This window comes from Nocardia pseudovaccinii, assembly GCF_050942345.1.
Classification (GTDB): domain Bacteria; phylum Actinomycetota; class Actinomycetes; order Mycobacteriales; family Mycobacteriaceae; genus Nocardia; species Nocardia pseudovaccinii.
In genome coordinates this window covers 9,372,011-9,384,173 of record NZ_CP192074.1, presented here as the reverse complement: position 1 = coordinate 9,384,173, position 12,163 = coordinate 9,372,011, and the positions used below count along the sequence as shown (strand labels likewise).

Annotated in this window: 8 protein-coding genes; 4 read left to right on the top strand and 4 right to left on the bottom strand. The window is 68.1% G+C overall.

Annotation, left to right across the window (positions count from 1 at the left end; translation table 11 throughout):
* Nucleotides 1–5: 5 nt before the first annotated feature.
* Together ACQPZ2_RS42155 and ACQPZ2_RS42150 are read right to left on the bottom strand one after the other, a co-directional pair.
* The gene (locus ACQPZ2_RS42155; protein WP_433523427.1) at nucleotides 6–1,076 is read right to left on the bottom strand and encodes a fused (3R)-hydroxyacyl-ACP dehydratase subunits HadA/HadB; all 1,071 of its coding nucleotides are present in this window, start codon (nucleotides 1,074–1,076) and stop codon (nucleotides 6–8) included.
* Nucleotides 1,077–1,192: 116 nt separating this feature from the next.
* On the bottom strand, nucleotides 1,193–2,629 hold the full coding sequence (locus ACQPZ2_RS42150) for an Rv0361 family membrane protein (RefSeq protein WP_433523426.1): 1,437 nt from the start codon (nucleotides 2,627–2,629) through the stop codon (nucleotides 1,193–1,195).
* 1,941 nt (nucleotides 2,630–4,570) lie between these two features.
* Here ACQPZ2_RS42150 and ACQPZ2_RS42145 point away from each other — a divergent pair.
* Both ACQPZ2_RS42145 and ACQPZ2_RS42140 read left to right on the top strand, forming a co-directional pair.
* The gene (locus tag ACQPZ2_RS42145) at nucleotides 4,571–5,020 is read left to right on the top strand and encodes a DUF3151 domain-containing protein (RefSeq protein WP_040696903.1); all 450 of its coding nucleotides are present in this window, start codon (nucleotides 4,571–4,573) and stop codon (nucleotides 5,018–5,020) included.
* Nucleotides 5,021–5,023: 3 nt separating this feature from the next.
* Nucleotides 5,024–6,172: an FUSC family protein gene (locus ACQPZ2_RS42140; RefSeq protein WP_433523425.1), complete on the top strand. Its 1,149-nt coding sequence runs from the start codon at nucleotides 5,024–5,026 to the stop codon at nucleotides 6,170–6,172.
* A 295-nt stretch (nucleotides 6,173–6,467) separates the two neighbouring features.
* On the opposite strand, the gene ACQPZ2_RS42135 is transcribed toward ACQPZ2_RS42140, so the two are convergent.
* Nucleotides 6,468–7,253, bottom strand: a complete 786-nt coding sequence (locus ACQPZ2_RS42135) for a site-2 protease family protein (protein WP_433523424.1) — start codon at nucleotides 7,251–7,253, stop codon at nucleotides 6,468–6,470.
* A 2-nt stretch (nucleotides 7,254–7,255) separates the two neighbouring features.
* Nucleotides 7,256–7,963 carry a hypothetical protein gene (locus tag ACQPZ2_RS42130; RefSeq protein ID WP_433523423.1) on the bottom strand — a complete coding sequence of 236 codons (708 nt, stop codon included), beginning with the start codon at nucleotides 7,961–7,963 and terminating at the stop codon, nucleotides 7,256–7,258.
* A gap of 212 nt (nucleotides 7,964–8,175) precedes the next feature.
* On the opposite strand from ACQPZ2_RS42130, the gene ACQPZ2_RS42125 reads away from it, so the two are divergent.
* Together ACQPZ2_RS42125 and ACQPZ2_RS42120 are read left to right on the top strand one after the other, a co-directional pair.
* Nucleotides 8,176–9,465, top strand: a complete 1,290-nt coding sequence (locus ACQPZ2_RS42125) for an adenylosuccinate synthase (protein WP_040696877.1) — start codon at nucleotides 8,176–8,178, stop codon at nucleotides 9,463–9,465.
* A gap of 81 nt (nucleotides 9,466–9,546) precedes the next feature.
* Nucleotides 9,547–12,156, top strand: a complete 2,610-nt coding sequence (locus tag ACQPZ2_RS42120; protein ID WP_433523422.1) for a LuxR C-terminal-related transcriptional regulator — start codon at nucleotides 9,547–9,549, stop codon at nucleotides 12,154–12,156.
* Nucleotides 12,157–12,163: the final 7 nt, after the last annotated feature.

Here is a 12,163-nt window from a genome sequence, read left to right as displayed (position 1 = left end):
CGCCGCTAGGCGAAGCGAACCTCGGCGATGGCCCGGCCGAACAGTTTGCGGCCCTCCGAACTACCCGCGAGCACAATGGTCGCGGTCCGTCGGCGCGGATCCAGCGATTTGATCTTCCCGCTGAATTCGACGGCGCTCGGCGCCTCGGCGGTCACCGGAACGAATCCGGAGAACCGCACGCTGAACTTTTCGACGGCCGTCGGATCACCGAGCCAGGAGGTCAGATAATCACCGGCCAGGCTCATCGTCAGCATGCCGTGCGCCACCACGGTCGGCAGTCCGGCCAACTGGGCCGCGCGCTCGCTGAAGTGAATCGGGTTGGGATCGCCGGAAACGCCCGCATAGTTGGTCAGATCGCCGCGCGTCACATACGCGGTCTCGGCCGGGAGCTGATCGCCGACGGCCAGCTGGTCGAAGTCCGGGAGCGAGCGCACGGATGCGCTGCGCACCGCGGGCTGTCCGGGGGCCGGGGCATCCGCGGGCAAGGCGACCAGCGGGCCGCTGTCCGGCACCGTGATATCGCCGACGGTGACCGGGCGCGCGTGCATCATGATGTTCTCGACGGCGGCCGCGATATTCGGATCCACCTCGACACCGCGGCGCGCCACGATGGTGGTCGAACCCGATACCACGATCTCGCCCTGCTGGTTGGTCAGCGAGAAGGTCACCAGGATGAAGTCGTTATCGCCGAACTGGCGGATCGAGTCGATCACGATCTCGGTGCTGAGCCGGTCGCCCGCCAGGATCGGGCGGGTGAGCTCGAAGACCTGGTCGGTCTGCAGGATCTGGGACAGGTCGTATTCGGTGAGCACCGTGTCCAGCAGGACCCTGGTCGCATTGATGCCGATGACCGAGGCGAAGGTCGGCGGCGCGATGATGCCGTCGTAACCGAGCTCCAGCGCATCGGGTTCGGAGTAATGCGCACCGTGGCGACTCTGCGTCGCGCGGGCGAACTCACGGACCTTCTCCCGGCCGACCGAATAGTGTTCGCGAACCCGGAACCGGCTTCCCGCCAGCGTGGCTGTCTGCTCGACCACTTCGATTTCCGGTTTTTCGATTGTCTGCTCCCTGACCATGATCCGGGCCATGCTACTGGCGAACCGGTCTGATGACCAGGTAAGTGTGACGTTCGCTACCGGTTAGAGGGCTTACCTTTTGGATATGTCCTGCTGGACTCGGCGTCACCGTTCGGCTACGGCGTCCCGGCACTCGGCGGGTCGCAGACCTTCCAGCCGTCGGCGGTCTGCTCCAGATCGAATGTCCGCGCCGAACGCTTCGTCGGGTCCGCGTCGGTGTATACGGTGGCTTGCGCGATCGCCGTCTTGTCTGTGATCTTGATCGCATCGACGCTAGCCACCACGGGAATGTTCTTGCGATCCATCGACAGCTGGTGCACGCCCGCGAACTGGTCCGCCGCAATGCCCTGATAGAAGTCGTGCAACTGTCCGCAGGTGGTGCTGCGCAGCGCCGCGAGATCGCCGGATTTCAGCGCCTGGGTGTAATCGGTGATGGTGGCGCGCACCTTGGCCTCCGGGGAGTTGTCACTCCGGCCCCCGATGAGCGCGACCGCGAGCCCGATCACCGCGATGAGCGCCACCGCCGCCGCACCGAGGAACAACCAGCGCTTCGAGCGCTCGGCCGGTACCTCGGCGGCCGCCGGTTGCTGACCGGGCGGCGTGATTCGCTGCGGCTGGGCCATCTGTGATCCGGTGACCGGCTGGGCGGGTCGAGTCAGCTGGGTGTCCGCGGGTGACGGGGCCGACGCGACCTGCCGCGGCCGCCCTGGTCCGCGCGGTGCGGAGGGCGCGGTCTCCTCGACCCCCAGCCCGCTCTGCGAAGGCCCTTGCGCCCCAGCCTGTTTCGGACCGGCCGCCGGACGTGGTGTGCTCGGCGGCTTGGTGATCGGACCGGGCCGCGCCGCGGGCGGAACGACGCGGTCGGTACCGGGCTTGGTCCCGGCATCGGTCCGCATTCGCTGCGTGGCGTCCTTGTCGGCCGGTTTCTGAATCGGCAGTGCGACGGTCTGCTCGGCATCCAGCTTCGAAACCACCGGCATGGCGACGGTCTTGTCGTCCGCGCCCGCCAAATCCGGCTCATCCTGCGTCGGAGCAGCCGTCGCTTCCTTGGCGGTCGGCTTCGCCTTCGGATCGATCCGGCGCATCACCATGGTCGCCGCATCCGCACCCGCGGCATCGTCGACCTCGTCGGCCGCTGTCGCAGACTTGGCCGCAGCCGAATCCCGCTGGATTACAGCGGTTTCCGCAGCGGATCCGGTCGCCGATACGGGGGTGTCACCTGGTGACGGGGTTTCAGACGGTGGCTCAGCTCCCGTCGGAGATTTGGCGGCACTTGATGTGGATGCCGCGGACTCGTCGGCCGGGTCCGCGTCGGATCCAGCGCCAATTCCACCGGCCGCAGCAGCAGCGGCGGACTTCGCCGTACCAGCAGACTGGGCGGCGGGACCACCTCGTTTGATCACGACAGTCGGTGCATTCGGCCCGGAGCCAGTAGTGGCTGCTCCGCCGGAGCCGCCAACTGGCGTCGCCTGCCCCGGAGCTGCCGCGCCCGGCGCCTGCGTGGAAGCCGTCTTGGTCTCGACGCCGCCACGCGAGATCTCCGTGGTCTTCACCTCGGAATTCGCCGCGTCACCGCCGGACCGTGTGGCATCGGCAGCTGCGCCCGATTTCGCGGGACCAGGCGCAGACGAGGCCGCGCCGCCATCTCGTTGACCCGCGCCATCCGGCTTGGCTCCGCCGCCGGGCGCCGCAGGTGAGGCTGTGCCGCTGTCTCGTCGGCCGACACCACCCGGCCCGGTTGCACCGCCCTGCGCAGGTCCAGATGGAGCCGCGCCGCGATCTCGCTGGCCCGCGCCGCCGGGCGCGGGAGCCGATGAGCCGCCACTTCGCTGTGCCGCGCTGGGGTTGGTCGCGCCGCTCGGCGTGGAAGCAGGTGACGCTGTCCCGCTGTCCCACTGGCCTGCACCACCTGGCTTTATTGCGCTACCCGGCGTGGGAGCCGATGGGCTGCCGCCACTTCGCTGTGCCGCGCCGCCGGGGGTGGTTGCGCCGCTCGGCGTGGAAGCAGGTGCGGCTGTGCCGCTGTCCCGCTGGCCCACGTCGCCCGGCTTTATTGCATTGCCCGGCGTGGGAGCAGATGAGGCTGTGCCGCCACCGAATTGGCCCGTGCCGCCGGAGTTGGCTGTGCCGTCCGGCCTGGTTGCGTTGTCCGGTGTGGGGGCCGATGAGCTGCCACCTGGCTGGGCTGTGCCACCTGGCTGGGCTGTGCCACCTGGCTGGGCTGTGCCACCTGGCTGGGCTGTGCCGCCTGGGTTGGCTGTGCCGCCCGGTCTGGTTGCGTTGCCTGGCCTGGTTGCGTTGTCCGGTGTGGGGGCCGATGAGCCGCCACCGCGCTGAGCCGTGCTGCCCGGGTCGGCTGCGCCGCCGCCTGGCGCGGGAACCGATGAGGTGCCGCTAGCTTGTTGGCTTGCGCCGCCCGGCCTGGTTGCGCCACTCGGCGTTCGAACGGATGGTGTTGCGCCGCCAACTTGTTGGCCCCCGCCGCCCGGCTTGGCAGTATTTCCCGGCGCAGGAGCAGGCGAGGAGCCGCCGCTGTCTCGCTGGCCTGCGGTGCCCGGCCTGGTTGCATTACCCGGCACGGGTGGCGAGGCTGCGCTGGTATCTCGCTGGCCGGGCCGTGTGACGCCGCTCGCGGTCCGAGCGGATGGGGCTGCGCCGCCCGGCAGTTGACCTGCGCCACCCGGGGCGGATGTGGATGACGGCGCATTGGTTGGGCTGGGTGCCGCCGGTTTCCCGAGCGCGGCGATATCCCCGGTCGCCGCACCGGACCCGCCCGACCGCCCGGGCGACGGCTGCCTCGGCGACGAAGCTGCGGGAACTGGCCGCGTCGGCGCGCTGGCCGCACCTTCTTTCGCAGCCGAACCACTTCCCGATGGCGCACCGGATCCCCGGGATACGTTCGACCCCGACGAGGCGGGCACCGGTCGGGTTGGAGCAGCGGCCGAACCGCCGCCTCCCACAGCGCCAGGCCCCGAGGGGGTGCCGGAGCCTGTGGCTGAACCAGGGCGTGTGGGGGCGGTGGATCCCGACGAACTGGGCCCTGACGATGAGGGGAACGGACGGGTCGCGTCAGCCGCGCCAACGTCGGTCCCGGCTCCCGAGGGGCTGCCCGTTCCCGGCTGGGTGCCGGAGCCTGTGGCCGGACCTGGGCGCGAGGGCGCACCCCGGTCGGAGGGGTTGGGCGATGTGGGTGTCCGGTCCGCGGACGCGGCTGGGCGCGGGTCAGCTGCCGCTTCGGCCGGGCGGCCAGGATTTTGTGCCGGGCTCTTCTCGTCGTTCGGGTCGGACACCTATAACCCCTCGGTCGGGCGGAACAGTTGAACTCGACGGCCAGCCTAGCCAGCAATTCGATCGACTGTGATGATTCCCCTGCGCCGTACGCCGCCTCGTCCGGCTCGACAGCGGCGGGTGGGTGGGAGAGGCGGACTGGGCACTGCTCAGCCAGGGGAACACCGTGTCGGCGCGACACGCGCGCGCAGTGCACAATGAACCGCATGACCTCGTTCGGTGACTTGCTCGGACCGCAACCGGTACTCCTGCCCGAAGACTCCGATGCGGAGGAGGCGCTGCTGAACAATGCCGATCCGGTGCAGGTCGCGGCCGCGCATCCGTCGGCTTCGATCGCCTGGGCCCATCTCGCCGAGGCCGCGTTGGAGCGTGGCGGGGCCGAGGGCGATACACAGGTGGTCAATCACGACATCGTCGCCGCGTACGCATTCGCGCGCACCGGCTACCACCGCGGCCTGGACCTGTTGCGGCGCAATGGCTGGAAGGGTTTCGGGCCGGTGCCGTGGAGCCACGAACCCAATCGCGGTTTCCTGCGCAGTGTCGCCGCACTGGCCAGGGCGGCCAGGGCGGTCGGCGAGACCGAAGAGTACGCACGTTGCCTCGATCTGCTGGAAGACTGCGACCCGCGCGCTGCGGGTGAGCTCGGCCTCGACTAACAGTTGATCGACCCGAACTCCCCGGTAGGTGTCGCCCGCGACAGCAGCGTGGAAAAGCTGCGCAGCTCGTGGGCGCGGCTGCGATTGTCCGCGCTGCCGATTCTGCAGTGCGCGGTCGGCGCGGCGCTGGCCTGGTTTATCGCGCACAAAATAGTCGGGCACACCCAGCCCTTTTTCGCACCGACCGCGGCCGTGGTCTCGATCGGCATTTCGTTCGGCGCCCGGCTGCGCAGGTCGGTGGAGTTGGTGGTCGGCGTCGCGGTCGGCATCGGCATCGGCGACCTGTTCATCACCCGCGCGGGGACCGGCGTCTGGCAGATCGCGCTCGTGGTCGCGGTGGCCATGGCGCTGGCGGTATTCCTGGACGGCGGTTCGATCATCACCATGCAGGCCGCCGGTTCGGCGGTGCTGGTCGCGACGCTGCTGCCGCCGTCGGCGGGCGGCGGCTTCTCGCGCATGATCGACGCGCTCGTCGGCGGGTTGGTCGGCGTGGTCGTGGTCGCATCGATACCACTGCATCCGGTGCGTCGAGCCCGCGAGCAAGCCGCGGAAGTCCTTGCGGTACTGGCGAAGTCGCTGCACGACTGCGCCGACGGTCTGCTCGAACAGGATCCGGAGAAGATCCGCGCGTCCCTGACCGCGGCCCGCGCGACCCAGCCCCAGATCGACGGACTGCGCTCCACCTTGGAGGGCGGCCGCGAGATCAGCAGGATCTCCCCGCTCTATTGGAATTCCCGCCAGCGCCTCGATCGGATCCGCGCCACCGCCGACCCGCTCGACAATGCCGTCCGCAATACGAGGGTGCTGCTGCGCCGCTCCCTCACCCTGGTCCAGGACGACGAAATCCTCGATCCGCGACTGATCGAGGGATTGGAGCGCCTGGCCCAAGCCGTCGAGGTGGTGCGCCGGATGATGCTCGCCGATCCCGGCCAGCAGCCGGATCAGGCCGAGGCCGCCAGGGTGCTGCGCGGCATAGCGAAGGCCGCGCGACCGGAACTCGTTGAGGGCGCGGGACTTTCGGCTCATGTGGTGTTCGCGCAGATGCGCTCCATGCTGGTCGATCTCATGCAGGTCTGCGGCATGCAGCGCATCTCGGCCATGGCTCTGCTGCCCCCGACGGTCCCGCATCCGCACGTGCCGCCGGAGGAATGAGCCAACTACTCAGCGGATTTCGGACATATTCCCGCCGCTGCGGAGCCGCGTGCCCGGCCCCTGTCACCCGAATCGCGATCTTCACGTAGTCCGCTACTCGTGTTCGCAGCTGCCTGCGGTCATAGCCTCGAGAGGCAACCGCGGTTACGAGGGGTAGCGCGGTTGGGACGCTTCGCCCGACGGCGAACCGCCCTACCGGCCATATGGTGTGGTGGCCGGGCGGGTACGGGCGCGCAGCGGTCGTGCGAAGAGGTCGCCCGGTCCGGGAGGTCGGATCGGGCGACCGGGATATCGGCTAGGTCCAGAACCGGGTCAGCCAGCTGCCGTACCGCGACCAGTCCGCATCGACCCCGGACAACTCGTACAGCGAGTACACCGCATCGAAGAACACCTTGTTGATCGACGGCGTGACCAGCAGCGCGAACACGATCAGCATCCCGAACGGCTTGAACTGATCGAGCGCCCGCCGGGTCTGATAACTCAGCGACGGCTCGACCACGCCGTATCCGTCCAACCCGGGCAGCGGCAGAATGTTCAAAAGCGTTGCGGTGATCTGCAGAAACGCCAGAAAGCTCAGGCCGTACCAGAACGCGCGATGTGACGTGTCACTGCCGAAGAACCGCACGACCACCAGCAGCAGCACCGCGCATACCGCATTCACCGCGGGCCCGGCGCCGCTGATGATCCGCTGCATGCGCGTGCTCACGTTATGCGTATGCACGTACACCGCACCGCCCGGCAAGCCGATACCGCCGAGTGCGATGAACACCATCGGCAACACGATCGACAGCAGCGGATGGCTGTATTTCAGCGGATTCAGGGTGAGATAACCCCGCAACTCGACCTCGCGATCACCCGCCCGCCACGCCGTGTACGCGTGCGCGAATTCATGCAGGCACAGCGTGACGATCCAGCCGAATACGACGAGCAGAAATACCCCGAACTTCGCCCGCGTCGACTGCACGTCGGCGTCCCATGCGAGCACGCCACCGGCCACCGCGATCGCGATCACCAGCAGGAATATCGGGCTGGGCCGCCGCGAAACACCTGATACGGGGCGGCCGTCTCTCGGGAAACGCATCGTCAACGCACCAGCAGCCAGTTTTCGTGATGCCGATAGAACGACGAACGCGGCAGCACCCGATCGTTGGCGATGCCGTCCCTGGTCACCACGGCCCCCGGCGTGCCGAGCTGCGCGGCCCGCCCTTCCAGCCAGCGGCGCCTGCGGATGATGTTCTTCTGCACGCTCGCCCGCACCCCCGGCATATCCAGCATGGGGGAGACGATCATCGCGTCGACCTTGCCGGAGAACAACTGAGCGTCGTCCACATAGGCCTCGCCCTCGAGCTTCTCGCCACCGGGCCCGGTGATCTCGGCCCGTCCGACCAGCACGGTTCCGGTGTCGTCGCGAATCAGCGGGGTTTCGACGGGCCGTCCCTTCACCGCCCGCTTGGCGGCGGCATTGCCGGTGCCGGTCTGGTAGGCGCGCGAGCCGTAGGTCTTTTCGACGGGCACGTAACCGATCTCCACATGCAGTCGCTCGGTCCGCATCAGATGGGTCAGCACGGAGGCCAGGGCGGCATCGTCGCCGAGCACGATCAGCCGGGGCAGGCTGTCGGCGGCGAGGACGGGCAATAGCTCATCGATGACGCTGTTTTCCGGGATGGCGGTCGTCTGCGAGAGCGGCAGCGACGCGAGGGCGATGGGTACCGGTGCGCCGTCGCAACGGAGAACATGGGTACTCAAACTGCCGTACACCCTCCTCGGTTCGGCCGACAACCCGTCGGTCACCCTCGCCACCTGTCGGCGGACCTCGGGTCCGCCAGTGCCTCGCAACCATAGCCCTGCCCGACTACGGCCACACGGTTGTCGAGCCTACGGTGCGATCCGGTTCGATGCCGCCTCGAACGCGTTGGGTAGACTGTGCTTCCGGCCACCGCCTCGATACGGCAGGTAGCTGCAGTACACGAGATACTGCGCGTCGAACCGTAGGAGACACGACCATGCCGGCAATCGTCCTGATCGGCGCCCAATGGGGCGACGAGGGTAAGGGCAAAGCAACCGATCTGCTCGGTGGCAGGTTGCAGTGGGTGGTCCGGTACCAAGGCGGTAATAACGCCGGTCACACGGTCGTGCTGCCCAATGGCGACAAGTTCGCGCTGCATCTGATCCCGTCCGGCATTCTCACACCGGGCGTGACGAACGTCATCGGCAATGGTGTCGTGGTCGATCCCGGCGTCCTGCTCGCCGAGCTGGCCGGACTGGAGGAGCGCGGCGTCGATACCTCCGGGCTGCTGCTCTCGGCCGACGCGCATCTGATCATGCCGTACCACGTGGCCATCGATAAGGTCACCGAACGCTTCCTCGGCAACAAGAAGATCGGCACCACCGGTCGTGGCATCGGTCCGTGCTATCAGGACAAGGTCGCCCGCGTCGGCGTGCGCGTCGCCGATGTGCTCGACGAGAAGATCTTGACCCAGAAGGTCGAGGCGGCCCTGGAATTCAAGAACCAGGTCCTGGTGAAGATCTACAACCGTCGCGCATTGGACCCGCAGCAGGTGGTGGATGAGGTACTCGGACAGGCGGAGAGCTTCAAGCACCGCATCGCCGACACCCGCCTGGAACTGAATCTGGCGCTCGAGCGCGGGGAGACCGTGCTGCTCGAGGGTTCGCAGGGCACCCTGCTCGATGTGGACCACGGCACCTATCCGTATGTGACCTCGTCCAACCCGACCTCGGGTGGTGCGGCGGTCGGCGCTGGCGTCGGACCCAACAAGATCACGACGGTGCTCGGCATCCTGAAGTGCTACACCACCCGCGTCGGCTCGGGTCCGTTCCCGACCGAACTATTCGACAATTTCGGTGAATTCCTGGCCAAGCAGGGCGGCGAGGTCGGCGTGACCACCGGCCGGGCCCGCCGCTGCGGCTGGTTCGACGCGGTCATCGCGCGCTATGCGACCCGGGTCAACGGCGTCACCGACTTCTTCCTCACCAAACTGGACGTCTTGTCGAGTCTGGAGCGGGTGCCGATCTGCGTCGCCTACGAAATCGATGGCAAGCGGGTCGAGCAGATGCCGACCACACAGACCGAATTCCACCACGCCAAGCCGATTTACGAAGAGATGCCCGGTTGGTGGGAAGACATTTCACATGTCGAGACGTTCGAGGAATTGCCCGCCAACGCCCAGGCCTATGTCTTGCGCCTGGAGGAGTTGTCCGGCGCGCGCATCTCCTGTATCGGCGTCGGACCGGGTCGTGACCAGACCATTGTCCGTCACGACGTGCTCGGTTAGGAGCCGAAACAGCGGAGCCGGTGCGCCCGTTCATGGTTCGTTGTCATCGATCATGATCCGTGACGAACTACAGTAAGAGCTATGGCTCGGAACTGGCCGATGATCGAGCGCGAGACCGAGTTCGAAGCGATCCGCGCGGCACTCACCGGAACTGAATACGTCGGTGCGGTATTGACGGGCGACGCCGGAGTCGGGAAGACGACGCTGGCGAGACAGGCGACGGCCGCGGTAGGCGGCAATGTCCGGTGGGTGGCGGGTACGGAATCGGCCCGCAGCATTCCGCTGGGCGTATTCGCCCATATGGTCGGCGTTTATACGGCACACGATCCGGTGACATTCATGTCCGCCGCGCGCGAGGCGCTGCTCGCCGACGGGCACACGATCATCGGTGTCGACGACGCGCACCTGCTCGATCAGCTTTCGGCCACACTGCTGTTGCAGCTGGCCATTGATAAGGCCGCGCATATCGTCGCGACGGTTCGCAGTGGGGTACAGGTGCCAGATGCCGTGACCTCGTTATGGAAAGACGGCCATCTGCTGCGCATCGACCTCACTCCGTTCACGCAGCAGCAGAGCGTCGATCTGGTCGAGTCCATGCTCGGTGGGCAGCTGGAAGGCTTCACGGCCAACCTGATGTGGGAGTCCTCCGGCGGAAACGCCCTGTTTCTGCGGCATTTGGTGGAGGGCGCGCTGGAGGCGGGCGCGCTGCGGCAGGTGAACGGCGTCTGGCAGCTGCGCGGCCGGGCCGCGGTGACCTCGGAATTGGCGGCGCTACTGGAGGATCGGGTCGAGCAGTTGCCCGAACCGGTGCTGCGGGTGCTCGAACTGCTCACCTTCTGCGAGCCCATCGATCTCGACGTGCTCTCCGAACTGGCGGGGGAGGAAGCCGTGGAGGCCGCCGAAACCCGCGGTCTCATCAGGGTTGTCGAGAACACCCATCAATTGATCGTGCGCTACAACCATCCGCTGTTCGGTGAGGTTATCCGGCGCAGGCTCGGCATCGCCTCGGCCCGGCGGCTGCGCGGTCGGCTGTACTCCTCGCTCAAGGAACGCGCGATCAATTCCGCGCCGGATCGCATCCGGCTGGCCGAATTGGCCTTGGACAGCGATAAATCCGCGGATCTCGAACTCTTCGAGGCGGCCGCCGCCGATGCGATCGGGCTGGCCAATTTGCCGCTCGGTGAGCGTTTCGCCAGGGCGGCGGTGGAACGTCGCGGCGGCGTGGAGGCCGCGGATCTGCTGGCTCGGGCACTGCTGTGGCAGGGCCACCGCATCGAGGCCGAACGCACCCTCGCCAGCTTCGATCCGGATCAGATGAACGAGGTGCAACTGGGCCGCTGGGGCAGCACCCGGGTCTCGAATCTGTTCTGGGCCATGGGCGATGCCGAGCGTGCCGACGAGGTGCTCGCGATGCTGCGCGGCAAGGTGCAGCATCCGAAGACCATCGCCACCTTCGAGGGCCTGGCCGCGGCGTGCGCGGTTCACGAAAATCTGCTCGAGGACGCGTTTTCCGGGGCCGAGTCGGTGATGGAGACCGAAGGCGCACCGCCGTGGGCGGTTTGGTGGGCAGCCTTCGGCGGCGGCCTGGCGCTGGCGCTGATGGGTAAGGGCGATGCGGCGCGGCAGTACGCGGCCCGCGGGCATCAGGTGGAGTCGCATATCGACGGACTCAACCGGTTCATCTCGACCCATGCCGAGGTGCTCGCGCTGATCTGCACCGGTGATCTCGAGGCCGCCCGCCGGCGCGCCTCGGGGTATTTCGGCTACTCGGCGCCCGGCCAGTACCTGGCGTGGGGCATGTCGAAAATCTTGCAGGGCACCGTCGACGTGGCGCAGGGCCGCTTCCTGGACGGGATCGAACATCTCGAACAGGCGCTGGCCGCGCTCACCGCCGAGGGTGCTGCCGCTTGGCACATTCCGGCGAGAATCCGTCTGGCCGAGGCATATTCGGCACTCGGGCGGGCCCCGGAGGCGGCCGAATCCATTGCCGAGGCGGCCGCTCGCGGCGGCAGGCACAGCGCGGTCTACGACCCGCAGTTGGAGATCGCACGCGCCTGCGCGGCCGCCGCGGAAGGCACCGTCACGCCCGCCATCCGGCTTGCCATGGGCGCCGCCGACGCGGCGGCGCGCGCACATCAGCACGCCATCGAGGCCATGGCACTGCATACGGCCGCCCGCTTCGGCGACCATTCCGTGGCGGGCCGACTCGCTGACCTGGCGGCCCGGGTCGACGGCGAACTGGTGCAGGTCCAGTCCCGCCATGCGGTGGCACTCGCGGCTCACGACGGCCCCGGACTCGACGCGGCCGCAGCCGAATTCGAGCGCATCGGCACCATGCTCTCCGCCGCCGATGCCGCCGCCCAAGCCGCATCCGCCCACGAACGCGCCGGTGACCGCCGCCGCCTCCTCGAATCCGCGGCCACCGCGAACCGTCTCGCCGCGGCCTGCGGTGGTGCCGGCACGCCCGCTTTGCGCCAGGCGGCCCAGCCGTTGCCACTGACCTCGCGCGAACGTGAAATCGCGAATCTCGTTGCGGCAGGCCTGTCCAACCGTCAGATCGCCGATCGCCTCACGGTTTCCGTCCGCACGGTCGAGGGCCACCTCTACCGCGCCTGCATCAAGATGGACGTGACCGACCGCGAGTCCCTCGGGGCGCTGATGCGTGGTGAGTCCTCCGGCGGGGTCGGCTGAGCGCGGC